General features: G+C 39.3%; 21 protein-coding genes and 1 pseudogene. 6 read left to right on the forward strand and 16 right to left on the reverse strand.

Annotation, left to right across the window (positions count from 1 at the left end):
• Positions 1–2357 (reverse strand): accessory Sec system translocase SecA2 (gene secA2, locus IV81_RS05430; protein WP_057802835.1); only part of this gene is annotated, 2357 nt, incomplete at its 3' end.
• An 81-nt stretch (positions 2358–2438) separates the two neighbouring features.
• Between secA2 and IV81_RS05435 the strand changes: the two genes are divergently transcribed.
• The gene (locus tag IV81_RS05435; protein ID WP_057802836.1) at positions 2439–2630 is read left to right on the forward strand and encodes a hypothetical protein; all 192 of its coding nucleotides are present in this window, start codon (positions 2439–2441) and stop codon (positions 2628–2630) included.
• Here IV81_RS05435 and IV81_RS05440 read toward each other — a convergent pair whose 3' ends face one another.
• Together IV81_RS05440 and IV81_RS05445 are read right to left on the reverse strand one after the other, a co-directional pair.
• Positions 2631–3437 carry a hypothetical protein gene (locus tag IV81_RS05440; RefSeq protein ID WP_057802837.1) on the reverse strand — a complete coding sequence of 269 codons (807 nt, stop codon included), beginning with the start codon at positions 3435–3437 and terminating at the stop codon, positions 2631–2633.
• A gap of 15 nt (positions 3438–3452) precedes the next feature.
• The gene (locus IV81_RS05445) at positions 3453–4184 is read right to left on the reverse strand and encodes a hypothetical protein (RefSeq protein ID WP_057802838.1); all 732 of its coding nucleotides are present in this window, start codon (positions 4182–4184) and stop codon (positions 3453–3455) included.
• 295 nt (positions 4185–4479) lie between these two features.
• Between IV81_RS05445 and glpK the strand changes: the two genes are divergently transcribed.
• From glpK to IV81_RS05460, 3 genes are read left to right on the forward strand one after another with little or no spacing between them, the layout of a single operon-like run.
• Positions 4480–5994 carry a glycerol kinase GlpK gene (gene glpK / locus IV81_RS05450; RefSeq protein ID WP_057802839.1) on the forward strand — a complete coding sequence of 505 codons (1515 nt, stop codon included), beginning with the start codon at positions 4480–4482 and terminating at the stop codon, positions 5992–5994.
• 17 nt (positions 5995–6011) lie between these two features.
• Complete coding sequence (glpO, locus tag IV81_RS05455) at positions 6012–7835, forward strand: type 1 glycerol-3-phosphate oxidase (protein ID WP_057802840.1); 1824 nt, start codon at positions 6012–6014, stop codon at positions 7833–7835.
• A 12-nt stretch (positions 7836–7847) separates the two neighbouring features.
• The gene (locus IV81_RS05460) at positions 7848–8567 is read left to right on the forward strand and encodes an MIP/aquaporin family protein (protein ID WP_057802841.1); all 720 of its coding nucleotides are present in this window, start codon (positions 7848–7850) and stop codon (positions 8565–8567) included.
• Positions 8568–9097: 530 nt separating this feature from the next.
• Here IV81_RS05460 and pepF read toward each other — a convergent pair.
• The 6 genes from pepF to spxB form a co-directional block, all read right to left on the reverse strand.
• A complete protein-coding gene (pepF, locus tag IV81_RS05470) occupies positions 9098–10906 on the reverse strand; it encodes an oligoendopeptidase F (protein WP_057802843.1) in 1809 nt (602 codons plus the stop codon).
• Between the two features lie 25 nt (positions 10907–10931).
• Positions 10932–11375 carry an ASCH domain-containing protein gene (locus IV81_RS05475; RefSeq protein WP_057802844.1) on the reverse strand — a complete coding sequence of 148 codons (444 nt, stop codon included), beginning with the start codon at positions 11373–11375 and terminating at the stop codon, positions 10932–10934.
• 2 nt (positions 11376–11377) lie between these two features.
• Entirely contained in the window at positions 11378–11854 is a 477-nt protein-coding gene (locus IV81_RS05480) for a hypothetical protein (protein WP_057802845.1), read from the reverse strand.
• Positions 11855–11997: 143 nt separating this feature from the next.
• Positions 11998–13329, reverse strand: coding sequence for a dihydrolipoyl dehydrogenase family protein (locus tag IV81_RS05485; protein ID WP_057802846.1), 1332 nt, complete (start codon positions 13327–13329; stop codon positions 11998–12000).
• Between the two features lie 97 nt (positions 13330–13426).
• The gene (locus tag IV81_RS05490; protein ID WP_057802847.1) at positions 13427–14014 is read right to left on the reverse strand and encodes an NAD(P)H-binding protein; all 588 of its coding nucleotides are present in this window, start codon (positions 14012–14014) and stop codon (positions 13427–13429) included.
• A gap of 590 nt (positions 14015–14604) precedes the next feature.
• The gene (gene spxB, locus IV81_RS05495; protein WP_057802848.1) at positions 14605–16350 is read right to left on the reverse strand and encodes a pyruvate oxidase; all 1746 of its coding nucleotides are present in this window, start codon (positions 16348–16350) and stop codon (positions 14605–14607) included.
• A gap of 168 nt (positions 16351–16518) precedes the next feature.
• Between spxB and IV81_RS05500 the strand changes: the two genes are divergently transcribed.
• Entirely contained in the window at positions 16519–16914 is a 396-nt protein-coding gene (locus tag IV81_RS05500; RefSeq protein WP_057802849.1) for a pyridoxamine 5'-phosphate oxidase family protein, read from the forward strand.
• Positions 16915–17261: 347 nt separating this feature from the next.
• On the opposite strand, the gene IV81_RS05505 is transcribed toward IV81_RS05500, so the two are convergent.
• The 7 genes and pseudogenes from IV81_RS05505 to IV81_RS05535 all read right to left on the reverse strand — a co-directional run bounded on the left by IV81_RS05505 (position 17262) and on the right by IV81_RS05535 (position 25012).
• A complete protein-coding gene (locus IV81_RS05505; protein WP_057802850.1) occupies positions 17262–18437 on the reverse strand; it encodes an MFS transporter in 1176 nt (391 codons plus the stop codon).
• Positions 18438–18547: 110 nt separating this feature from the next.
• On the reverse strand, positions 18548–19522 hold the full coding sequence (locus tag IV81_RS05510; protein ID WP_236696834.1) for a biotin--[acetyl-CoA-carboxylase] ligase: 975 nt from the start codon (positions 19520–19522) through the stop codon (positions 18548–18550).
• An 18-nt stretch (positions 19523–19540) separates the two neighbouring features.
• Positions 19541–20101: a biotin transporter BioY gene (locus tag IV81_RS05515; protein WP_057802851.1), complete on the reverse strand. Its 561-nt coding sequence runs from the start codon at positions 20099–20101 to the stop codon at positions 19541–19543.
• A gap of 143 nt (positions 20102–20244) precedes the next feature.
• Complete coding sequence (locus tag IV81_RS05520; RefSeq protein WP_057802852.1) at positions 20245–20718, reverse strand: S-ribosylhomocysteine lyase; 474 nt, start codon at positions 20716–20718, stop codon at positions 20245–20247.
• A gap of 74 nt (positions 20719–20792) precedes the next feature.
• A complete protein-coding gene (locus tag IV81_RS05525; protein WP_269083940.1) occupies positions 20793–22409 on the reverse strand; it encodes a BCCT family transporter in 1617 nt (538 codons plus the stop codon).
• 672 nt (positions 22410–23081) lie between these two features.
• Positions 23082–23645 (reverse strand): sugar O-acetyltransferase, encoded by a 564-nt coding sequence (locus IV81_RS05530; RefSeq protein ID WP_057802854.1) that lies wholly within the window; start codon positions 23643–23645, stop codon positions 23082–23084.
• A gap of 20 nt (positions 23646–23665) precedes the next feature.
• A pseudogene (locus IV81_RS05535) lies at positions 23666–25012 on the reverse strand (FAD-dependent oxidoreductase).
• A 219-nt stretch (positions 25013–25231) separates the two neighbouring features.
• On the opposite strand from IV81_RS05535, the gene IV81_RS05540 reads away from it, so the two are divergent.
• The gene (locus IV81_RS05540; RefSeq protein WP_057802855.1) at positions 25232–25912 is read left to right on the forward strand and encodes an EAL domain-containing protein; all 681 of its coding nucleotides are present in this window, start codon (positions 25232–25234) and stop codon (positions 25910–25912) included.
• Positions 25913–25948: the final 36 nt, after the last annotated feature.

A 25948-nucleotide genomic window follows, 5' to 3' on the forward strand; every position in this document is an offset into this window, starting at 1 on the left:
CAATTGACGGACAGCCCTTTTTTAACATTTAAATCTGATAACATCATATTTTGAAGGACCCCTTTCCAGAATAAGCGTTTCATTTTTTCAAACGACTTCTTGGCCTCTTTTTCGTATTCAAAAACTGGATTATGCTGTCCCGTTGACCGGTTACCAACCACGGTTTTTAATTGCTGCAAATTATCAACTTGCTCAATCCAAGCCACATCCAGCGCCTTTAAAATCGATAGTCGCTGTAAGTAGCCCTGTTTAAATTCATTGTCCAAGGTTACTTGTTGTTTCTGCCACCCTTTATTAACTTGTTCTTGTAAATAACTACGTAACTGTTTACGATTGTTCAAAGAAATTGGTCGCCGGTCGTCATAAAAGAAATTATAGTCAATATTATTATTAATAAAATCAATCACCTTGGGTAGCGTTAGATGCCTTTGTTTAACAAACTCATCTAAAATATTACTTATAATTCGTTGTGTACGCTGCTCTAGCTGCTCACCCTCCATAACTTGATCCCTAAAGTTATAGATTAGCCCTCGTTGAACCCGCAGAATATCATCCATTCGAACCGATTTTTTTCGACTATCCGTCATTGAATTATCAGACGACCTTTGTGAACGATCAACAATTCTACGAGCCGACCGTCGCTTGAGTGGAGACCCAACAACTCGTTTTCCTTGCTGCTTTTTACGTGCTAATTTTTGACGATATCGTTCTACCCATTCTGGACCATTTTCAATAACAACTTTATCATCCAGCGATACCAAAAAAACACTCTCACCAGGATCCCCTTGGCGTCCCGAACGGCCCCTTAACTGATTATCAATTCGTTGGTTATCCATTCGTTCGGTCCCAATAACTAGCAGACCACCCTTATCAGCAATGCCACTTCCTAATTTAATATCAGTTCCACGTCCCGCCATTGAAGTAGCCACCGTTACGGCTCCTTCCTGTCCAGCTTCGGCGATAATCGATGCCTCTCGAGCTTCAGACCGAGCATTTAGCACATTATGTGCAATTCCATTTTTTAACAATGCCATTGAATATAAGCTTGATAGTGAAACAGAACCCGTTTCAATCAAAATCGGACGACCAATCTTATGAACTTCTTTAATTTTAGCAATGGTAGCATCTAATTTTTCTTCCATATTCGCATATACAACATCATGATGATCAATCCGAACGTTAGGTTTATGGGTTGGAATTTCAAGCACCGGTAGATTATAAACTTCCATAAATTCACGAGCAGCCGTTTTTGCCGTTCCAGTCATCCCTGAAATCTTTTTAAACATTTTAAAGAAGTTCTGTAGAGTAATTGATGCCATCGAACGAGTCTCATCAGTTACCTTTACTTCTTCCTTTGCTTCGATTGCCTGATGACTCCCAGCTTCTAGCTTCATTCCATCTAATTCACGACCATTATCGTCATCGAGTAACATTACTTCACCATTATCAACGACATAATCCTGATTTTTCTTCATTAAGGTATTGGCTCGTAAAGCTAGAACTAAATGGCGGTAAAGATCGCTCCATTTTTTTGAAAGTAGTCCCTTTATGCCAAGATATTTTTCTAGATTTTCGATTCCTTTTCTAGTAAACCATACGTTTTTAGTATCATCACTTAACTCATAATCAACGTCCTCAGTTAAATTCTTGACCACTCGATTCGATGATTCAAAAAGATTGGACTGAACCCTAGGTGCCCCTGAAATCACTAACGGAGTCTGTGCCAAGTCCAACAAGACAGAGTCCACCTCATCAACTAACGCATAGTTAAAACCTTGTAAATTTTTCTTGGATTTATCATCGGCCAAATTATCAATTAAATAATCAAAACCAATTTCACTATTAGTTGTATAAACAATATCGTGTTGATAAACAAAAGCCTTATCAAGTTCTTCGTCGGTAACACTAACTCCGGCAGTACTGGTTAACCCAAGCCATTCGTACACCTGTCCGATATCCTCAGCATCACGTGTAGCTAGATAACTGTTAGCCGTGATTAAAAAATTTCCCGGACCCGTCAACCCGTTTAAATACATTGGCATCGTTGCCGTTAGCGTTTTGCCTTCACCAGTTTTCATCTCAGCAACGTTTCCAAAATGTAAAACTACGGCACCTAATACTTGATTATCAAACGGACGCATTCCAAGCACCCGAAAGTCAGCTTCTCTAACCACGGCGTACGCATCCGGTAACATTTCCTCCAAACTGTGTCCTGATTCTAATTGCTTACGAAAATACTTAGTTCGATCTTTCAACTGATTATCACTGAATTCACGATATTTTGAGTCCAATCTCAATACTTCGTTTGTGATTTTTCGATATTTTCTCAATTTAAAACTGTTAACATTCAATTTCATCTTCAAGTTTCTCATTTTCTTAATAATTATATATCGCCCTCTTAATTGACATACCACTAAATGGCATTGTAATATCGGGGTATGAAAAAAGAAAAGCGTAACCTTTTAGATAAGGATATTAATCAACGAATTACTTACGAAAAAAAGCTCAAACCTCAGCAGGTCAAGCCACCCGAGAAAAAGTTTGCCCAAATCTTAATTGGGGTAATTCTGTTCGGGATCGTCTTCGCTAACCTGATTTATGCACTTTCAACATTGTTAATGCATAAGTAGCTATTCCACTACTTCGAAGCGATCGGTAAATTTCTCCCGAATAATATTGGCTAAAATTTGACGGGCATTTAGTATTTCTGTACCACTTACCCGTTGTTTTTGGATACGAATTAACAAAACATTTAAGAATTCCAGTACAGTTCCGCGTTGACCAGCAACGTAGTCAACTCGAAATCCTCCCTTACTATCCCGTTTAAAGGATAGTTTTTTTGCTAATTCAAAGTTAGTAGTATCCATTTGCTTTTGAGTAATAATAACCCTTTGAACCTGGTCATGACTAACCAAATACCAGTATGCTTCCCTGAGCTGCTCTAACCAACTAGATTGGTCACCCAATGCAATCACGTTAAAATTATGGCGATCCATCTCTGTAAACAACGCCTGGCTGATGTGTTGACGAGGAATCATGTAAATATTTATACCACCCATTAATGCACGATTAACTTCTAGTTGGTCAACTTCTGGTGTAAATAAAAAATGTGCTCGTCTTCCAATAATGTTAATAACTAAATTTTGATGAATTGTTGGTATCGGTAGTGAAGCTCGTAGTCCATCCTGACCATGATCATTAAGGAAAATAATTTTCTGGTTAACTTCGTCAAAGCGCCACCCACGGTACTCCGGAGGAAGAAATCCCAAACGAGTGGGAAAAGAAATGGTTCCATCCTCTTCAAAACGAATAATTAAATATCCATTTTGGTCTAGTTGTTGACCCAAAAAAATAACAACCGGATTATTTTCCTCATTGATGACTTCAAAAATCCAAGTTTTATGACCAATAATTTGAAATACATCTTCGCTCTTCAAAATATATCCCCCATCCTACTTATGCTTAAACCACGAACCGCGATTTTGCTGTTGCTCATGAAAAACAGTGCTTACCCGTCGTCCATGCACTAAGCGCCGATTAAAATATCGGTACGCAACATAATTAACCACCGCCATATCTAAATTACCCATTCCGGCTACTGAACTATCATCCACAGCCTTTAACTCTTCCTCATTAATTAATTGAATCATAGCACCTAGATACTCTAAAATTATCATTCGACTGCCAAGTATAACTCCTGGATTTAGGACAATCAGGTGTCCATTAGCCCATAGCCAGCCTTGAATTACGGTTGGATTTTTATTTTGAATAATTAAATCTGAACCTGAAATATACATTGGTTCATCACCAAAATATATTCTGTTTTCCTCTAATTGATCAAACGGATAGTTTAAAAGTTCAACGTCAGTAGCATCAGTTAATGCTACCCATTTTATTTCAGAATGTGCTTGCAAAAAATCAAACGCCATTCTCCAACGTAAAAAATAAAAACTTAATGGTATTTGATACTTTGGTAATTCGATTTGGAGCATGTGAACGTTAGATTGCGTCGTTTGTTGATCGGTATTAGTTAAAACATACAGTGGCAAATTATACCGTTCAAGCGAACGAGCCTGCTTTTCAACTGATTCTGCAACACTAATTTGCATCGTATCACGATGGTACAGATGGTCATCCATTCCTATAATCATCTCGGTTAGAACAATCTTATTTTCAACCTTCATCATACCCCTCTCTACTGATTTATATATTATGTAGTTGAAGTGGTTTATTACTAACGCTTTTACTTTAACATTTATTATAGTACTGATTTTAAATAAATGCCTATTTATTACTCATTTACAAATTTCCTAAAATCAATCACATTTTGGTATAGGTTGTAAAAAATCAATAACCGCCTCTAAAAAGGCTTTTTGTTTTCCAATATCGTCTAAAGTACTTATAATGTTACCAGAGGTTCAGGTAAGCGCTTACTAAAAACTTCAATAAGATTATTTTAAACTAGACGGAGGTACGGAAATGGCAGATAAATACATTCTTGCCATCGACGAGGGGACGACAAGTACTCGAACAATTATTTTTGACCACGCCGGAAATAAAATGGCGGACGCTCAAAGAGAATTTCCGCAGTATTTTCCGAAACCTGGGTGGGTAGAACATAACGCCAACGAAATTTGGAATGCGGTCTTATCGACAATTGCCAATGCGTTTATTGAGTCAGGGATTAAACCTAACCAGATCAGTGGAATTGGAATCACGAATCAACGTGAAACAACCATTGTGTGGGATAAGAAGACCGGACTTCCAATTTACAACGCGATTGTATGGCAATCACGTCAAACATCGGAAATTGCTGATCAATTATTCAAAGATGGATATGGCGACATGATCCATAAAAAGACTGGATTAGTGACCGATGCTTATTTCTCGGCAACCAAAATACGCTGGATTTTAGACCATGTCGATGGTGCTCAAGAACGTGCAGAACGTGGAGAGTTACTATTTGGAACGATTGATACTTGGTTAACATGGAAATTAACGGATGGCGACATTCATGTCACAGACTACTCAAATGCTAGCCGCACCATGCTTTATAACATCCATGAGCTACAATGGGACAAAGAAATTTTAGATTTACTAAATATTCCAGAGTCAATGCTACCTGATGTTAAGCCTAATTCGACCATTTATGGTAAGACAAAGGATTATCACTTCTATGGTAGTGAAGTACCGATTTCAGGAATGGCTGGTGACCAACAAGCTGCTTTATTTGGACAACTAGCCTTCGAACCTGGAATGGTTAAAAATACGTATGGAACTGGTGCCTTTACCGTAATGAATACTGGTGAAAAACCGCAATTATCTGATAACAATTTATTAACAACCATTGGTTACGGTATTAATGGCAAAGTCTATTACGCATTGGAAGGTAGTATATTCGTTGCTGGTTCAGCGATTCAATGGCTTCGAGACGGAATGAAATTATTTAAAAAAGCATCCGAATCGGAAGCTGCAGCAATCGCGTCCAATAATGACAACGAAGTTTACGTTGTTCCAGCCTTCACTGGATTAGGTGCTCCATACTGGGATCCAGATGCTCGTGGATCAGTATTTGGCATCACACGTGGGACAACCCGCGAAGATTTCATCAAGGCAACTCTTCAATCACTCGCTTATCAATCACGTGATGTTATTAACACCATGAAAAAAGACTCTGGAATTGATATTCCTTCCATCCGAGTTGATGGTGGTGCATCAAATAACGATTATTTAATGCAGTTCCAGTCTGATATTTTAGGAATTGAAATTGACCGTGCTAGCGATCTCGAAACAACCGCTCTAGGTGCAGCATTTTTAGCAGGTTTAGCAGTCGGTTTCTGGAAAGATCTCGATGATTTAAAGAAAGAATACAAACCTGGTAAGGTATTCAAACCTAAAATGGGTAAAGAAGAACGTGAAGATCTCTACACGGGATGGCAAGAAGCAGTTGCAGCAACCCGTCAATTCAAACATAAACCAAGACAATCAAAATAACTTAGGAGGCTTATTTCATGTCATTCTCATTAGTTAGTAGAAAACAAGATATTGAAAGATTAAAAAATGAAACACTAGATTTGCTTACGATTGGTGGCGGAATTACCGGTGCCGGCGTTGCGATTCAAGCAAGCGCAATGGGCATGAACAACGCCTTAATTGAAATGCAAGATTTTGCTGAAGGTACTTCGTCTCGTTCAACTAAATTAGTTCATGGTGGAATCCGTTACCTTAAAAATTTCGATGTTGAAGTAGTTTCCGATACAGTTAAAGAACGGGCCGTTGTTCAAGGCGTTGCACCACACATTCCACGCCCTGATCCAATGCTACTTCCAATCTATGATGAACCAGGATCAACTTTTGACATGTTCTCAGTTAAAGTGGCAATGAACCTTTACGACCAATTAGCTGGTGTGACTGATCCTAAATTCACCAACTACACTATTTCAAAGGAAGAAGTTCTTCAACGCGAACCACAATTGAATCCTAAAGGTTTACTTGGTGGTGGTGTTTATCTTGATTTTCGTAATAACGATGCTCGTCTTGTAATCGAAAACATCAAGAAGGCGCACGAAAACGGTGGATTAATGGTTAGCCACATCAAGGCTCAACACATTCTCCATGATGAAAAAGGCCGTGTTAACGGGGTTAACGTTAAAGATCTACTTACCGGAGAAGAATTTGACATCCACGCTAAATTAGTAATTAACACTACCGGTCCTTGGTCAGACTTTATTCGTGAAATGGACGATGCCGAAAAGGTAACTCCACAAATGCGTCCAACTAAGGGAGTTCATTTAGTTGTCGACCGCGAACGTCTAAACGTTCCACAGCCAACTTACTTTGACTCTGGTAAGGGCGACGGACGAATGATTTTCGCAATTCCGCGTGAAGATAAGACTTACTTCGGTACAACTGACACGGACTACAAGGGCGACTTCTTACATCCACGCGTTGAACAAGAAGATGTCGACTACCTTCTTAGCATTATTAACGCCCACTATCCAGAAGTTAATATCACGCTTGATGATATTGAAGCTAGTTGGGCAGGACTTCGCCCACTAATTTCATCAAACGGTAGCTCTGACTACAATGGTGGTAATTCTGGTAAGATCACTTCTGACAGCTTTGATGAAGTAATTGATATTGTTAATAAGTTCGAAAATAAAGATGCTTCCCGTGAAGATGTTGAAGATGTTTTAAACAATCTTGAAAGTACCCTCTCAGAAAACAAATTAAATCCTTCAGCCGTTTCGCGTGGTAGTTCACTTGAAGTCGCTGACGATGGTTTAATTACCCTTGCTGGTGGTAAGATTACCGATTACCGGAAGATGGCTGCCGGTGCAATCGCCTTAATCTCTAACCTACTAAAGAAGGACTTCGGCGAAACATTCAATGCGATCGATTCCAAACATCTCCAAGTTTCTGGTGGCGATATTGATCCAAACAACGTTGACGCAACCATCTCCTTCTTTGCTAAACAAGGAATTGAAAGTGGCCTTTCAAAGAAGGAAGCCGAACAGATTGCCAACCTCTTTGGTTCAAATGCTGCTCGTGTATTTAGTCAAATTGGTAAGATTGAACCTGCAGAAGGTTTGACTCTCGCTGAAACGATCAGCCTTCACTACTCAATGAACGAAGAAATGACATTAACTCCAGTTGATTACCTTCTTCGCCGGACGAACCATCTTCTCTTCCATCACGATACAATTGATGATATTAAGAAGGGCGTTGTTGATGAAATGGCTCGTTACTTTGACTGGTCAGATGAAGAACGCGACGCACAAGCTAAGAAATTGCAAGACACAATCGACGAAGCAAGTCTTAGCTACCTAAAATAGGAGGTACTGCGCATGCACGATAGTTTATCACTCCAATTACTTGGTGAATTTATCGGGACGTTTATTCTAGTTTTACTTGGTGACGGCGTTGTTGCCGGTGTTAGCTTGAAAAAGTCTAAAGCCGAAGGTGCCGGTTGGATTGCGATTGCGATTGGTTGGGGACTAGCCGTTACATTAGGTGTTTATGCTTCGGCATTCCTAAGTCCAGCCCATTTAAATCCGGCTGTTTCACTGGGAATGGCAATTGCTGGTAAATTCCCATGGTCAAGCGTAATTCCTTACAGCATCGCTCAAATCCTAGGTGGTTTGCTTGGTGGGATTATTGTATGGATTCACTACTACCCCCATTGGAAAGAAACCAAAGACGAAGATACGATCCGAGGCGTTTTTGCCACTGGACCAGCGATTCGAAGTTATGGAATGAACTTTATTAGTGAGTTAATCGGAACTTTTGTTTTAGTTTTCGCACTTCTAACCTTCACTCGAGGTAACTTTACCGATGGACTTAATCCAATTGTTGTTGGTGTCCTAATTGCCGCAATTGGTTTCTCACTTGGAGGAACCACCGGCTACGCAATTAACCCCGCTCGGGATCTTGGACCGCGGATTGCCCACGCAATTCTGCCAATTGCCAACAAAGGCAACTCTGATTGGGCCTACAGCTGGGTTCCAATTTTAGGACCACTAGTTGGTGGAGCTCTAGGAGCTGTATTATTTAATACGATTCCTTAAATGAGTTTTAATAGTTTAAAAATAAGACTCTAAGTCAACAAACATTGATGAAAACAATTGAAGAAAACCAATTCGTAAATGGATTGGTTTTCTTTTCTTGTTTTAAATATAAATTCTATACCTATGATTTCTAAAGCGTTAAAACTTCAATAATATAAGCTAATTGTTTGAATTTATTTAATTTTGTAATCCTCTCATGTGGTTGTTGGATTACAGCAACATTAGAGATAAGGGCTGGGCTGGGCCGGGCCGTGTCTCTTTGAACAAAAAAGGTGTCGACAGACGATGAATCATTGTCCATCAACAACAGATATTGTAGAACCATAAAAATCATAATACAAAAAAGAGTCCAACAACCAAACAAGGTCGTTGAACTCTTTCGTTAAGGTAAAGAACTTTACCAATTTTTGTCAGCAATCATTACGTTCATTCTTTGGAGGAGAATTACTCTAATTGCTCACGTCTCAATTATACCCCAATAAGAAAATATTGGGGGTCTATTATATATAAAAGTAGCATTTTTCAAATAATTATTTTTTCGATAAATTATTTTTCAACTCATGTACTTCTTGTCCAAATAGTTTAAAGGCATGGTCGAGATAGTCGGCCTTCGTTACGTCAACGCCCGCACGCTTTACGATATCAACGGGATAATCGCTGGCTCCCGCCGAAAGAAACTCTTTATAACTTTCTAATGCACCTGGTTTACCAGAAATAATGTCATCAGCAAGTGATACAGCGATTGCCCTTGAGGTTGCGTACTGATAAACATAGTAATCATAGTAAAAGTGTGGAATTTGAGCCCACGTATCATCTGCCCATGGGAGTTTCGTGATCGCGTCTCCGTTATACTCCTCAAACAAACCGTTAAATTTATCCGCAAGTAGATCTGGCGTTAGCGTGGTCCCCTTTGCGTCTTCCGTATAAATGAAATGCTCAAATTCAGCAAATAAAGTTTGACGATAAACCGTTCCAATAAAATTATCGATATCTTGAGTTAAGATAAACGCTTTAATTTGAGGATCATTTGCATATTTTTCCAACATGTAATGATTTAGTAAGCTTTCATTTAATGTCGACGCAATTTCAGCAATAAAGATTGGATACTGAGAATACCAAAATGGTTGAGCTTTATCCGTGTAAACACTTTGTAAAGCATGTCCCGATTCATGTGCCAACGTAGAAGTACTGTCATAAATGTCGTTCCAGTTTAGCAAAATATAAGGATGCACACCGTAAACGTCATCTTCGTATCCGCCACTTCTTTTTCCTTTGTTTTCGGCTGAATCAATCCAGCGATGGCTAAATTCTTCTTCTAAAAATTCCTGATAGTCCTCACCCAATGGTGCTAAAGCGGCCATCGTTGCCTTCTTACCCTCTTCAAAAGTTAGGCTGAGTTTTGCATCCGCCACTAGTGGGACATGTCGGTCAAACTGATACATCTGATCTAAGCCCAAATATTCTTTACGAAAGGCATAGTAATCATGCATCAAGTCCAAATGCTTATGCGTCGTTTTCACCAGCGTATCGTAAACTGTTTCAGGAATCTTCTGATCATCAAGGTTCATTTGCCGCGCACTTTCATAGTGACGAATTGTAGCAACAATGTTTTGAGCATGAACATGACTTTTTAGAGTTGAAGCAAATGTATTTCTTACTGAATGATATGCTTCCGCCACCTGTTTTGCAGCCCTTTTACGCATCTCTTGGTTTGATGAAGTTGCAAATTCACTCGCTGTAGCGTTAGTTAATTGAACTTCTTCTCCATTTTCATCCTTAATCACACCAAAATCTAAATCGGCATCATCAAGTTTCGTCGAAATTTCCGCTGCATCATCTACGGCTGGCTGTAGCTGTGCCAATAATTTTTCTTCCGCCGGAGAAAGAGTGTGTTCAGCCTGGCGCTGAATTCGGCGTAAATTAAATTCATATTTGCTTAAAAGTGGTTGTTCAGTTAAAAAACGGTCCAACTGCTGACTTGATAACTTGGTAATTGCGGGATCATAAAATGATACGGCTGCTTCCCACTTATTCACAATCAACAATGCCCGATTAATTAGATCGTTCCCATAGGGGTCGGCAGTATCTCCATCATTAATGCGAGCTGCGTATCCATAGACCTTCATCAGCAGTTCTTCGCTGGAATATAGTAATTCGGTTAGCCGTAATAGGTTATCAGCATTTTCAGTTCCCGATTCAGAGAACCCTTTTAACTGCTCAATATCTAATTCGAGGTGTTCAATCGCTTGATCAAATTCTGATTTATTCGCAAAAATATCATCGACGTTCCATGTCAATTCAACTGGAACCTCTGATCTTGTTAATTGTTTTTTAGCCATAATTGTTCCTCCATGCCGTTTTGTCCTATTTTACAACTTCAAAGACCTCACATAAACAAGGAACGTTTTCTGTAAATACCAGTCCAGCCTCCGCATATTCTCGACTAAAAAAATCAACATGTACATCATGCCAATATTGATAAGAACGATCGCCCTCACCCTCATGATAAGCATGTTCAGCCATGATTTGATTGAAAGGAACGACCTCTGTCAGCAGTGTCTTCGTCACGCAAACTGGATTCCCTGATCCATCTAAAATTACGTTGTAATCACCGGCCTGTGGAACGTGTTCACCCTCTTCATATAAATCAAACGTTGATGTCGTGGCCGTCTTTATCCCTTTTTGCACTAAGCTAGCCAGTTCATCCTCTACTTCTACGCCTAGTCCAAAGCTATAGGCTTCATAGCTTGACGCTTGAATTTCATGCTCTTTTTTAAATTGATTCCAATAACTTTCGATTTTATCCATTTTTACTCCGATCGGTTGGTTGGGACAGCCCGAATATCCCGCTCAACTAAGATTTGGTTAATTTGGTCGATGTCGAATCCATCTACTGTTGCCAAATCGGCTGTTGACGGATCTGATTTCAAGAAGTCACCTAAATTTGTTTTTAAATTAACTGGATGATAAGCCATAACCGTTTCTAAGCACGTCTCTACTAACCGATCGTCCCCATTTTGAATTTCCCATTTTTCATCAATTTGACTGGCCAGCTGTGGAACCAGCTTCTCAACATCCATCGTTGGGTAAAACCAATAATCTAATGCCCGTGTTCGTAAATATTCGTCAATGTCTACATCATCGGCTTGTTCAACTACAAATATATCATCAATTCCACTCACAATCATCTTAGATAACCGTCGCTTCGATCTTGAAACCGCATCCAATTTTATCAATGTCGTTGCAATTTTCTTTAACTCATCTAGTCGATTCATCGTATTAATCATGATATCCGCCTCCTGAATGTAATTTATAGTTTCATTATATATCTTTTTATCAAACAAAAGTTAACACAGATATTATTATTTAAAAAAGCCAACCGGCATCATGCCGATTAGCTTTTGATTTAATACGTTCCAAAGTTCAAACTTTATACTTTTCTCATGTAGGAATGAGCGATACTTGGGAAAATATAGATTAATCGTTCAACATCTTCATGTGATGTCCGATTTTCAATGATGTCAGTTAACCCATTAATCGTTTCAACCGCATCGTTTCCATAACTAGTAGCTCCCACAATGATGTTTTCCTTGTCGTAAACCACTGTTAATCCACCCTTATTTTCATTCCCAACCTGGCGGAACCAATCCGTTGCGTAGTCAAATTCTTCCACGCGGTATTGCTCAGGTTTTGACTGCGCTTCTTCCACTGTTACCCCCACGGAAGCCAGTCTTGGGGAAGTGAACACCGTGTATGCAATTGCCGGATAGTGAATTGCTTTATCCGTTTCACCGGTAAAAAGATGCGATAGGTACATGGACTCAAAGATTGCAGTTGGCGTGATTTTTGGTAAATTTTTATCAACAATATCACCGGTTGCGTAAACATCTTTAACATTGGTTTCTAAATGATCGTTGACTGGAATGCCCTTCAAATTATCGTAATCTAATCCAATTTCATCAAAGTTCATCCCCGTGACGTTAGGAATCCGCCCCGTAGCATCTAAAACGTAATCTGCCGTTATCTGGTATCCGTCACTGCCGGTTAGCCGAATTTTCTCGCCGATTTTTTCAGCCTTTGTAAGAGTTTCATCAAAATTAAACTTAACACCGCGCTCTTTCAAATCTGTAACAATTTTTTGAACATACGGTTGATAAAAATCTCTTAAAACCTTGGTTCCACGTAGAATCATCGTCACATCACTGCCGAAAGCATTTGCAATCGTTGCAAATTCCATCGCCACGTATCCTCCACCAATGATTACCAATTTTTCCGGCATTTCTTCTATAACTAAAAAATCGGTACTATCGTGAAATAACTCGCTTCCTGGAATATCCATTCGATGTGGATGACGCCCTGCGACGATCACTACTTTTTCACTTGTATACTGCTGACCGTTTACATCAATCGTGTGGGCATCAATAAATTTTCCATGACCAATAATGTTAGTCACACCCGCATTGACCAGTTTCATTCGATTTCCCTCAGCCAAACCGTCAATTACTTCATGTTTGTGTGACATTAAATCCGCCCAATTTAATGCCGGCGTCGATTCAAATCCCTTTCCTTGTAGCTGTTCAACCTGACGTAAAATTTCGACGGGACGATCGAGTGTGATTTTTGCGTTACATCCCCGATTTGTACATACGCCACCAAAGCGTCCCTCTTCCACTACGGCAACTTTCAGTCCGGCTTGACTCATTGGAATCGCGCCATTCCAAGCTCCTTGACCACTACCAATAAACAACACGTCAAAATCCATCTTGCATCCCTCCAAATGATTTTCTCAATTGAATTGTAGCAAAAACGGTTTTAGTTTAGCAGTAAAGCGACTTCGAATTACCATAATCTTTGGTTTACTAAACCTTAAGGCTTTCTCTTGCGGCATAGTCTTCACTAATCAACGCCCGAATCGCTAAATCTACACATTTCTTTTGCAAATCGGTATCGTAACCATTAGCTGCTGGTTTCTTTTGAGCAATCCGATACCGATCTTGAGGGTTATCAAACCAATCTGGCTGAATAATCGTGTAATTAATCCCTGAGTTTTCAATTTCATCCGTTGCTTCGCGGATATTTCTCAAAAGCAAATCATCTTTTAAGTCTCCCTCAATTTCTATTTGCGCGGGATTTTCATCGTAAACTTCCGTTGGAACGATAAAAACGACTTTCTGAACATTTCTTTCCGACATCGTTTCTATTAATCCTTGCATCACCTGAGGTAAATCGTCGTTAGATGGTATTACCAAAACTCGGTCAATATCAGCCATCGCCACCATCAACTGTTCAACATTTTGGACATCGCCATTAATTCTTTCAACATTTTCACCATGAATCTCTAAATTCATCGGATCTTTTGAAAAAAATTTCAATTCAACATTTTCTAAAAGTTTTCGAGCGATTGTCTCCCCAATTAAACCAACGCCGTCAATAATCAATATTTTCATAAGCATTCCTCCAAACAAAAACATTTAATCTTAACTTTTACTACCACCATAATAATCGCTTCGTTTCTGACAGACAATTATTATCATCTAAAGCAACTCATTTTTAAACAATTTTCCATCAAAAAACCGCAACGGTGGAATTGTTCCGACCGTTGCGGTTAAAAAATTATTTATTTCGATTAAGTTTGGAAGGTTGGGTTCGAAGCATTTTGGTTTAGTTGAACTACGAAAATCTGCTTCTTCCGTTTAACTACGCCAAACCCACCATCCACTAAACCAATGGATACTGGGCTTAGCTAGGTTAATACTCAACCCTTAGTTGCCTTTCTTCATATCCTTACTTTAGTTGAACTTCGAAAGATTGAGTTCTGCGGATAGCTACGTCCAGCAAAATGCCTTGCTTCGCAAGTCCTTGCACCAGACTATGCTAGTCCTCAAACTCAGCCCATCTTTCTGCGTATCCTGATTTTAGTTGAGTTCCAGAAACCAGAAGTCTGCGGTTAGTTACGCCATGACCAACATCCACCAAGCCCATGGATATTAGTCATAGCTAGACTAATCCTCAACTTCTACCCGGCTTCTTTCACATCCTAATCCTTATCCAAAATTTCACTCAATGCTGGTTGGTTACCTGTTAACTCGTATTGAGCACGGAAGCCGTCAATTGTTTCCTTGTCAAAGATCTTTGGATCAAGTGGCATGAATGCAGTGTCCACGGGATCGATGTTTGCAATCTTAGCATCTAAAACAATTGGTTTTGTATTTCCAGCTGCCTCAAGCTCTTTAATCTTATCAAAAGCAGCCTTCAATGATGGAAGATCCGTTGCAGTTAATCCGATTGCGCCCATGTTTTCGGCAATTCCGGCCCAATCTGCACCTTGGAGTTCAATTCCATAAGGAGCTTGTCCAGCAACTAACTTTTCATGACCAATGAAACCAAATGCTTTATTTTCCAAAACAACGTTGATAACTGGCATGTTGTATTTAACTTCGGTAATCAAATCTTGCATTACCATTGCGTATCCACCGTCACCAGAAATTGTTACAACTTGGCGATCTGGGTAGCTTAATTTAGCAGCCATTCCAGCTGGTAATCCGTAGCCCATGGTAGCGAACCAACCTGATAGTGAGAATTTTTGATCCTTATTTAATGGGATTTGACGAATTGCCCATTCAGTATTATTACCAACATCAAGGCCAAAGACGGTTTCATCCGTTGCATTTTCCTTAATTGCTTCCATTACGCTTTCAGCACGAAGGCCCTTGCTTTCATCTTTAGATAAATCAAGTAACCACTCGTCCCAATTTGCTTTATCTTCTTGTGCAGCCTTTAGCCACTTGCTTTCAGGAAGTTTTACACCTCGTGATAACAGATCATTCAAGAAATCTTTAGCATCGGCTAAAATTGTAAAGTCTGCATCATGCTGCTTTCCAAGGTCTTCTGCACTATTGTTAACTTGAAGAACCTTAACGTTTTCAGGCCAGAAGCGCGCAAATGGGAAGTTAGTTCCAACAAAAAGAATCAAGTCCGCATTTTGTGCTACTTCAAAAGCTGGTTTTGTACCAAGACGTCCCATTGAGCCCATGAAACTTGGATGGTCTGATGGAATAATTCCAGTTCCGGGAACCGTTGATACAACGGGCATTTGATAGTTTTGTGATAATTCGATTACTTGTTCACGTGCGCCTGCTACTCCACGACCAATCCAAAGTACGGGATGCTTTGCTTCTCTTAGCATGTTGACTGTTTCATCAATTGCTTCTTCAGAAATATCAGACTTCGTCGCGTTGCTATAAACTTTAGCCGTCTTCATTGGCGCATAGTCAATTTCTTGACCGGATAAATTGTCCGGAATAATTACAACAGCTGGTCCATGTTGTGCATATGCGGCGCGGATAGCTTCGTCAACAACGTAAGGAATCTGTTCAGCACTAACTACCTGCTTGTGGAAAACTGCAACATCAATGAACATTGGATCTTGATTCATTTCTTGGAAGAAATTAGTATTCATAACTTCCGTGCTTGATTGACCCACAATTGCGAGTACTGGAGCGTGGTCCATTTTTGCGTCGTATAATCCGTTGAACAAGTGTGTTGCACCAGGTCCAGCTGATCCAAAACTAACTCCAATTTTACCTGTTAACTTTGCATCTGCCGTTGCTGCAAGTGAACCAACTTCTTCATGACGAACTTGGATATAGTCCAATCCATCACGTTCTTGATAAAGTCCATCAACCGTATTGTTGATTGAGTCTGCTGTAATTCCATAAATATGGTCAATATCCCAGCTTTTCAAAACTTGTGCTAATGCTTGTCCTGCTTTCATTTTTGCCATTTTTCAATCTCTCCTGTGCGTGTATATTTAATAATGTTTATTTTTTAAAATTATTGCTTACTTTTTGTAAGTACATTTACTAAAATATATCTGTTGCTTCAAAATGTCAACAGTTTTACAATACTTTTTGTAAGTGAATGAAAAATAGATTTTTAGGAGGAATTGAACATGTCAGTAATGACTGATGATATGAAGGCATATTTTGATAAGGACCTGGCTTACATCGCAACCGTTGATCATGATGGTAATCCAGATGTCGGCCCTAAAATGAGCCTCCGCGTTTTAGATGATAGCCATCTTATTTACAATGAAATGACTGGAAAACAGATTTACAGTAATATCAAGGATAACGGAAAGGCAATTGTAGCGGTTGCTGATCTTCCAACAATGAAAGGTTACCGTTTTGGCGGTACCGCAACAGCTTATACAGAAGGAAAGTACTTTGATATGGCTAAAGAATGGGCTGAAAAAGGTGGACATCCCGCAGCTAAAGCGGCCGTTGTCATCGAAATTGATACAATCTGGACATTAGATGCTGGTCCAAAGGCTGGAGAACTGGTATAAAGTTAATCGCTTTGCTTTTGAATTAAACTAGCTAAAAAGACGTTAAACCGTACGAAGAAATCATTCCGTATGGCCTAGCGTCTTTTTTATATTCTCTTGATTATTTCTTTTCTTGCGTATGCACCATCATGTAAAGTCCAAACAACTCTACAACTACCAACAGCATTGCTGACCACCAGCTTAGAACGTGAAGTGAATTTAAAACGGCAGATGCGAGCATAAAAATTGCTATAACAATTAACTACTTTTGAATATTCATATTATCCCTCCGTTATAAGTAAAGGTATTTTCAACAACCACACTATACTTCTTACAGAGTTTAAAATCAATTAAACACGCTTAACTTTTTAGGACTTTTCTCTTTTCATGGCAGAGTTTACCACAAACGTAATTCCGTAAGAAATAAACAGAATTACTGCCACGATTAGATATGGAATATGCGTATTGTAATCCATTAACATTCCTGCCATGATGGGTCCAATAACGTTCCCGACACTTGTCAGTGACATGTTGAGGCCATTAATCAGTCCTTGATTATTTTTCCCTTCCTTAGTGAGCAAAGTCGTAATCGCTGGACGCAAAATGTCAAATGCTGAAAAGATAACTAATGTGGCAATAATTACTTCGATTTGAGTATGTGCCTGCGTAATCCAAAAGACAAAAATTGCTCCTAGGAGGAAACACGCTCCAATTAAGCGCACCTCGCCCATTTTTCGAACTAGAAAATCAAAAATAAAAACTTGCAGGATCAACGAAAAAATTCCATTTAACGTTAGAACCAACGCAATCGTTCCAAGGGTGAAGCCAAAAATTTGATTAACATAGATACTGTAGATACTTTCAAAGCCCTGTAAACCAAACGATGCAATGAAAATCATGGCAAATAAAATAATTAATGGAGCCGTCAAAACGCTTTTTAACGCACTAGTTTTGGGAGTTCCGGTAATCTTGGCTTCTTCAATTTTGATCTCTGTTTTTGGCATAACCATTTGGGTAAAAATTGTGGCGATTAATCCCAGTGCAGCGGCGACCCAGAAGGGCGTTTTATAGCTAATGTTCGCCAGCATTCCACCGATTCCTGGGCCAAGAATTAATCCGCCACTGAATGCGGCGGAAATCCAGCCAATTACTTTGGCTCGCTGGTCAATCGTCGTCACGTCTGATGCTAACGCCATTGAAGTTGGAATAAATAACGCAGCCGATAAGCCCCCAATCACACGCGAAACATTGAACAAAAGTAATGTATTTGAGATTGCAAAGATCACTTCTGATACACCATACAATAATAATCCTGCAACAATTAGTGGTTTTCTACCAATTCGATCGGACAATCTTCCAACCAAAGGAGACGCAATAAATTGCGAAAAGGCAAATAAAGCCGTCATTATCCCCATTTGAGTTGTGGAATAGTGATAGTAATTTTTAATAAACGGCGTGACCGGTATAACTAACCCAATTCCTAAACATATTAAAAGATTTCCAATAATTAAAATATACAAAGTTTTTCTATTTTTACTATTCATTTTGCAATTCATCTCCTTATAGTTGGCGTATCCCACTATCATAACACGTCCAAAACAAAAAAGAGATTGATTCCACACTTAATGCGGTCATCAATCTCGCTTCCATTAAATTAAATATTAACTTTTTGAATTTCTCCATTATTAAAGCTGCGCTGCGTTCCATTACCGTCTTTAATCACGATATTTCCGGTATCATCGATATCCTCAACTACTCCGCTAACTGCCGTATTGCCAACTTCTAAGGTAACCCTGTTCCCAATTACTAAGGAACGCTTTCGGTATTCTGGTAATAGTGATCCATCTAAATAATTATCCCAGTTCTTAATAATTGTTGTAATTAATTCAGCGGCTAATTGGTTTCGGTTAATTGCCTTCTTTGACGTAATGGCTCCAGCTTTTTCGCTCAATTCTTCTGGAAAATTATCGGTTGTTAAGTTGATTCCCACGCCAATCACTAACGCCTGTGTTGACGTGTATTCAATTTCAGTGATCGCTTCGGTAATAATCCCCGCAACTTTTCGACCATTTAAATAAATATCATTAACCCATTTTAATTTTAAATTTGGCTCATCTAAAAAATTCTCCAATACTTTGGCCACCACTAACGCCACGCCCGTGGTAATCAAACCGACTTGGTTCACATCAAATTTCGGTCGCGGAAGCACCACGCTGAGATAAAGGCCCGAAGATTCTGGCGAATAGAATTGTCGCCCTCGTCGACCATAGCCCTTTAATTGGTGATTAGTTAAAAAAGCAATTGGTTTTTCGATTGTATTAGTTAACAAGAAATTTTTAGCGGTTACCTGTGTTGAATCCATCTGTTCTTCCACATATACATGGTCAACAACTTGACCTTTGTAAAAATTAACGACCGTTTCATCCAGGTTTGAACTATTTTCGTATCGATAACCCATATTTTTTTTACTAACAATGACGTGTCCATCATGCTTTAACGCATTTATGTTTTTCCACACGGTTTCACGACTAACATCGAGGTCCGCCGCCATTTCACTTCCCGATATCCACTTCATTTGATTTTTTAACAGTTCCAATAGCACTTTTTGTTTTGTTTTGATTACGACCACTCCTCACCTTCGAATTAGTTATCTCAAGTGTACTATTTTCTTTAGGCGCTTTGCTACTAAAGCCGTCAAGATTGCTTTAATCGTATCTCCAGGAATAAACATTAAGCTAGAAACCATCGCCGTTACAAATGGGACATGGAAAAATATTGATAACCAAAATGCGCCAAATAAGTCCATAAAAACTGCTCCACCAAGCCAAACTGAAACCAAGCTTCCAATCCAGCCAGAGTTAATTTTACTTGGTAAAAATTTTTTAACCAAGTTAATAACCATTGGCGCAAGCAACCAAGCGACTAAGTATCCTCCGGTTGGCCCCACAAAAACTGCCGCGCCTCCATGTCCCCCGGATAGAACCGGAAAACCCAGACTCGCCAATAGTAGAAATACCGCAACTGATAAGGTTCCATACTTGGCGCCTAAAACTTCACCCGCAAACATCACACCGATGTTCTGTAGAATGATTGGCACAGGAATTAATATCATCGGAATTCCTGGAACTAATCCCATCGCGATCGTTAAGGCGGTAATCATTGCCGCCACTACCGTCATTCTAACGGTCCCTTGTACTTTTCTTTCCATTTTAAACTCCTCTTCTTGACGCTCTAAAATATCGATCACTTATTTGTAACCCAAAATTAAACAATAGGGTTACTATAACTTTTTAAAAAAGAGAAGTCAAATTTTTCTTGGCCTCTCTTTAAATCAATATTTTTATGGAAATATTAAATTACATTTCTTTCAAATGGATCATCGCTGATTCCTTCACTTAGAATTTTCTTTGACCACTCTTTGGCAGAGAATAACGAGTGATCTCGATAATTTCCACAGCTGTAGATATCCGTCCCAGGAACATCTTCCCATTTAGTAACATTCGCGATTTCTTCTAATGCACCCTTTAGAGCTTTTGCAACCTCAGTTGTGGTTGGTTCGCCCCAAGCGATTAAGTGGAAGCCTGTCCGACAACCAAACGGAGAACAGTCAATGATTCCATCCATTCGATCACGTAATAATCCGGCTAATAAATGTTCAATGGTATGCAGTCCGGCTGTTGGAATCGCATTTTCATTTGGTTGAACTAAGCGCAAATCAAAATTTGAAATTTTATCTCCTTTGCCACCTGATTCAACCGTAATCAAACGAACATATGGAGCTTTAACCTTTGTGTGATCTAATTCAAAACTTTCTACTTTTGCCATAAAATCATCCTCCTTTGATATTCTAAGTTAATTGTAGTCCGAAATGTTTCAAATGTCTCATCTTTTTTTAATTTTTAAAAGTCATCCTGACTAATATTATGCAACAAATGATGGTTAATCATTATTTTTTGTAGCGGACGTAAATTGACGACTGGTAAGTAGTTTGGAACCTTCACCTTTGCCATTTCTTCACGACCAGTTACACTTTGATAAATCGAAAATAACAATAATCCACAGACAAAAATTAGTGGAAAACCAGCCACCGTGCAAATTGCCTGAACCGTTTCAAAGCCGCCAACAACCACAATTCCTAGTGAGAAGATAATAAAGACGATTACCCATGCCATTCGGTTCCAACGACTTGGCTGTCTACCGTTCGACAAATCCAAGCTTGTAAATGATGACACAATAAATGCCGAAGAAGAAATCGTCGTTGCCAGAAAAATAAAACAGGAAACGCAGAAAATTATTAACATTAGTTTATTCATCGGTAAGGTGGTGATCAAAGCCGCTTGTACCGCAGCTTGGCCCTGAGTATTCAAAATGTGCACAATATTTAATGTACCGGACTGTTGTAGCCATAGCGCATAGCCACCGAGAACGGCATAAAACGAAAGACACCCCCCAACACCATACGTCATCATTCCAATTACGACCTGACGAATTGTTTTTCCGTGCGAAATTCTGGCGATGAAAAGTCCCATGACCGGCATGTAAGCCAACCACCATCCCCAGTAAAATAAGGTTTGATGTTGTGCAAATCCGTTCGTTCCGGCATTAGCTTTGTTAAATGATAGTGCGGCAAAATGTTGCCCCATTAATTCCAAACTATGTCCTTCCGAACCGATTAAATACTTGGTTGGACCTACCAATAAAACGATTGCCAAAAAAATAATTGCTAAGTAAATGTGCCATGCTGATAATTTTTTAATTCCCTTATTCAAACCAGCATAGACCGTTAGTGAAAATAGTATTAACAAAATAAAAAACAAAAACAATTTTAAGTAGATCGTGTCCTTGATACCTACGATAATACTTAAAACTCGGGCAATTACGGGGATTTCCATTCCAATTGAAGAACCGATCCCACCCATAATTCCAAAAACAACTAGAAAATCAATAAACTGACGAAGCACCTTTTTATAAAATTGATCACCACGTAAAATTGGAATGACCGTGCTTAGTCGTCTTACCGGAATTTTTTTAACATACATTGTATACGCAATCGCAATTGTGGCCGTTGCAAACATCATCCATGCCATTGGCCCCCAATTGAATTGTCCCACCACATTTGCATACGCAAACGCATCTGCCGATAAAGGCTTTGCGCCAAATGCGGGATGTTGCAAATATTGTAACGGATCGGTTGCACTTAACATCAAAATACTGGCATCAATTGCCGTCGCAAACACCATGCTTCCCCATTGAAAGGAGCTGTAGTCCTTGCCTGGATCTGCTTTTCCAAATCTGATTTTTCCGTACTTGCTAAAAATCAGAACGATAAAGAAAACAAAATTAATGACGTAAATTGATATATACAACCATTCATATTTGCTTGTAACGAATGACAACAACGCGTTCATTAATTGCTGAACGGCTGGGCCGCCTGTGATTAATATTACCGAAACAACTCCAAACAGAATCATTGTTGGTAAAAAGACAGCTCGATCGACATTCTTACTGTGTAAGATAAAAAATTCCTCCCATATGCTCTCAAAAATTCAGGTACAAAAAAAGCAACGCAGCTGGCGTATTAAATTACACCTGCATAGCGTTGCTCAATCGAAATTAGTTCGAAACTCGTCATACCTGTTATTTTCATGGTACTACAAAGGATGGGGATGCGCAAGAAACCTAGGATGTGGAAGAAACCGGTTAGAAGTTGAGGATTAGTCTAGCTATGACTAATATCCACGGGTTGGGTGGATGTTGGTCATAGCGTAACTAACCGCAGACTTCTGGTTTCTGGAGCTCGACTAAACCCAGGATACGCAGAAAGATGGGCTGAGTTTGAGGAATAGCCTAATTTAGTGAAATGTCCACGGTTTCGGTGGATGTTTTACTAAACGTAGCTATCCGCAGAACTCAATCTTTCATAGTTCAACTAAGGATACGCAGAAAGATGGGCTGAGTTTGAGGAATAGCCTAGTTTAGTGAAATGCTCACGGTTTCGGTGGATGTTTTACTAAACGTAGCTATCCGCAGAACTCAATCTTTCGTAGTTCAACTAGACTCGATTGAGGCGTTATACCTGCTTTATAGCCTAGTGAACTCTGAAAGGCAAGAGTTTCCGGTTAGTTACGCTATGGCCAACATCCACTCAATCCGTGGATATTGGCCATAGCTAGACTAATCCTCAACTCTTAATCGCCTTTCTTCATATCCTTTATCTTTTTAGCCGGATTTCCCGCAATTACAACATTGTCGCCGAAGCTTTTAGTCACCACAGAACCTGCGCCGACCACTACGTTATTACCAAGTGTAACACCCGGCAAAACGGTTACTCGTCCACCAAACCAGCAACTATCTCCAATGGTGATTGGTGCGCCTAATTCTACGTCCGCATTTCTTTGGACCGGATCCAGTGGGTGAATTGGTGTATACAATCCTACATTGGGTCCAAAATAACAATGTTCGCCAATCGTGATCGGACACGTATCCAAAAAGGTCATGTCGTAGTTACCATAGAAGTGGTCGCCAATATGAATATTCCATCCGTAATCAAATTTAAAGTCACTTTCAACGAAGAAGTCCTCACCGACATCTCCTAATAGTTTCTTAAAATCACCGTTTCGTTTTTCATTATCCGTTTCACTATTAATCGCTTGTAGTTGCTGACGGATAAATTTCCGACGTTCAATCAATTCTGTATCAAACTGCTGGTACGGTTCCCCAGCCGTCATCTTTTCTCGCTCAGTTTTTGCCATTTCTAAAACACTTTCCTTCTTTAAATTAGACCTTCTTTTTTCAAACCTTCTTGGGCCGCCAAATTGATGTAATTAAACGGTTGATCATAGTAAGGTTGAAATAACATATCAACAAACGCGAGATCCTTTAACGTATTTTTATTTTGAATTGCCAATGAAAGGGTGTTGGCGGACTGTGCAACATCGTACTTACTAAAGAATTGTGCACCCAGAATTCGTAAGTCCTTTTTATCATAAACAATCACGATCGTAATCATTTCTGTCGAAGGCATAAAGCCTGGACGATAACTATCTTCGAAAAAACTGAAATCGGCATCGAATCCGGCTTTCAATGCGCGCGCATAGGTCAAACCGGTCGTTGACAGGGTATGTCCAAAAAGCTCAATTGCTGAAGTTCCTTGCGCGCCCATCTCTGGCCATCGATTACCAAAAACATTGATTCCAGCGATTAACCCTTGTCGAACCGCATTGGTTGCCAGTGGAATATACTCAAAATCACCCGTCGGATTGTATTCAATCGTTCGCGCATCTCCCGCAACATAAATATCAGGATCTGAGCTTTGACCGTACTTATTCGTGATAATTGCGCCCTTGCGATCCATTTTAACCTGTCCTTGAAGCAAATCAGTTTCTGGCACAAATCCGGTTGAAACGACCGCAATGTCAGTTTTAAAGTTCCGGCCGTCTTCAGTTGTTACAACTAGATCATCCTCTTCATCCGTAAAAGAAACTACATTGCCTCTCGTTTCCACTCTAACACCATGCTCGGTCAGTAAATCCATCATCTTGTGGCTAATCTGTTCATCGACATAATTATTAAGGATCGTTTCGTGACTTTGAAAAAGGGTAACTTCATGCCCAGTAGTGGCAAAGCTCTCCGCTAATTAAACGTTGACGTATCCTCCACCAACTAAAGCAATTCGTCGCTGATCTTTTGATGCTTCATATAATTGACGGGCTTGTGCGTAATTTTTACAAAGAAGTACACGCGAATGATCAATGCCGTTAATTGGTGGCAAGATCACGGACGAACCGGTACACAAAATGATTTTGTCGTAAGATTCGTGACTAATACTGTAGTCTTCTAAAGATTGGATTAACAAATCCTTTTTATTTCGATCGATTCGTAAAACATCATGTTGAAGATTAACATGGATGTTGGCCGAGCGTAAATCTTCCGCACTATCATAAAACATGTCTTCTAACCTTTTTACTCGACCATTTAGGTACAATGATATACCACACGATAAAAATGAAATATTATCATTTCGTTCATAAATATTAACTTCCGTTTCTGGTGATTGTCGTAAGATTTCTCTTACAGCGGCTGTACCAGCATGTGTACATCCAATAATTGCAATCTTCATATTTCCTCCTAAATGGTCTATGCCAAGGCTTATGTCCTAAAATGTAAAAACTAATAACTATATACAAGTATAAAAATTATGAATTTATAATTAATTTAAGTATACTATTTTATGGATATGTAATCGATAAAATTAATTTATCAATTAAAGCGTTTTATTGATCCTTTTAATATTATAATAAAACCGGACGATAAAATAAAACGCAGGGAGAATACAAGTATGTATAGATTTTTTATTCAACCTCAGTTAAATACTCAGGCTCAAGCCGTAGTGGGTTACGAATTATTAATGAAGGAATATCGAGACGGTCGTTGGCAAATGCCCGCCTCTTTTTCAGATATTTCAGCAAAAACGATCGCGGAAACCTTAATTGCAACCGCTAGAAAACTGTCGTTAAAAGTAGGATCCGTTTCTATCAACGTTGATCGTTTTCAAATTCAAGATCAAAAATTATTGGACGCATTAGTTATCGCTCAAGGGATGCTGCGCCCCGTAAAGCTGGTTATTGAACTGATTGAAAGCGCCGTCAAACCGGCTGTTTCTAATGCGAAATTAATTCAAATTGCTAATGGGTTAAACGAAGTTGGTATCCAATTCTGTCTAGATGACGTTGGGAGCGGGATTAATACCTGGCCAGAAATTGAACCGCTCCTTCCCTATGCCTGTGAACTAAAATATGCACTCCAAAACTATAAAGAACATCTTGATCAAGCTGAAACTGATCGTCGGGTATCTTTTTGGCGAAATATTGCTAACGTTAACTCGATTCGCTTTGTTTTAGAAGGCATCGATAACGATCGTGATGATGCCTGGGCAGATTTAATGAAAATTGATCTGCGACAGGGCTATTATTATGGAAAACCGAGTTTAATGAAAATTAACGCTGATGATCCCGATTAAGCTAAGAACAAAAAAGAGACGTGCAATTTTTTCGCA

Source organism: Pediococcus stilesii (assembly GCF_001437075.1).
In the GTDB taxonomy this organism is placed as follows: Bacteria; Bacillota; Bacilli; order Lactobacillales; family Lactobacillaceae; genus Pediococcus; species Pediococcus stilesii.

Excerpts from the sequence above, each read along its gene's own strand:
- pepF (WP_057802843.1), bottom strand. The coding sequence starts at position 10,906 with ATGGCTAAAAAACAATTAACAAGATCAGAGGTTCCAGTTGAATTGACA.
- IV81_RS05445 (WP_057802838.1), bottom strand. The coding sequence starts at position 4,184 with ATGAAGGTTGAAAATAAGATTGTTCTAACCGAGATGATTATAGGAATG.
- glpO (WP_057802840.1), top strand. The coding sequence starts at position 6,012 with ATGTCATTCTCATTAGTTAGTAGAAAACAAGATATTGAAAGATTAAAA.
- spxB (WP_057802848.1), bottom strand. The coding sequence starts at position 16,350 with ATGGCAAAAATGAAAGCAGGACAAGCATTAGCACAAGTTTTGAAAAGC.
- IV81_RS05520 (WP_057802852.1), bottom strand. The coding sequence starts at position 20,718 with ATGGCAAAAGTAGAAAGTTTTGAATTAGATCACACAAAGGTTAAAGCT.
- IV81_RS05515 (WP_057802851.1), bottom strand. The coding sequence starts at position 20,101 with ATGGAAAGAAAAGTACAAGGGACCGTTAGAATGACGGTAGTGGCGGCA.
- IV81_RS05460 (WP_057802841.1), top strand. The coding sequence starts at position 7,848 with ATGCACGATAGTTTATCACTCCAATTACTTGGTGAATTTATCGGGACG.
- IV81_RS05485 (WP_057802846.1), bottom strand. The coding sequence starts at position 13,329 with ATGGATTTTGACGTGTTGTTTATTGGTAGTGGTCAAGGAGCTTGGAAT.
- IV81_RS05435 (WP_057802836.1), top strand. The coding sequence starts at position 2,439 with ATGAAAAAAGAAAAGCGTAACCTTTTAGATAAGGATATTAATCAACGA.
- IV81_RS05500 (WP_057802849.1), top strand. The coding sequence starts at position 16,519 with ATGTCAGTAATGACTGATGATATGAAGGCATATTTTGATAAGGACCTG.
- IV81_RS05490 (WP_057802847.1), bottom strand. The coding sequence starts at position 14,014 with ATGAAAATATTGATTATTGACGGCGTTGGTTTAATTGGGGAGACAATC.
- IV81_RS05475 (WP_057802844.1), bottom strand. The coding sequence starts at position 11,375 with ATGGATAAAATCGAAAGTTATTGGAATCAATTTAAAAAAGAGCATGAA.
- IV81_RS05530 (WP_057802854.1), bottom strand. The coding sequence starts at position 23,645 with ATGGCAAAAACTGAGCGAGAAAAGATGACGGCTGGGGAACCGTACCAG.
- IV81_RS05540 (WP_057802855.1), top strand. The coding sequence starts at position 25,232 with ATGTATAGATTTTTTATTCAACCTCAGTTAAATACTCAGGCTCAAGCC.
- IV81_RS05505 (WP_057802850.1), bottom strand. The coding sequence starts at position 18,437 with ATGAATAGTAAAAATAGAAAAACTTTGTATATTTTAATTATTGGAAAT.
- IV81_RS05480 (WP_057802845.1), bottom strand. The coding sequence starts at position 11,854 with ATGATTAATACGATGAATCGACTAGATGAGTTAAAGAAAATTGCAACG.
- glpK (WP_057802839.1), top strand. The coding sequence starts at position 4,480 with ATGGCAGATAAATACATTCTTGCCATCGACGAGGGGACGACAAGTACT.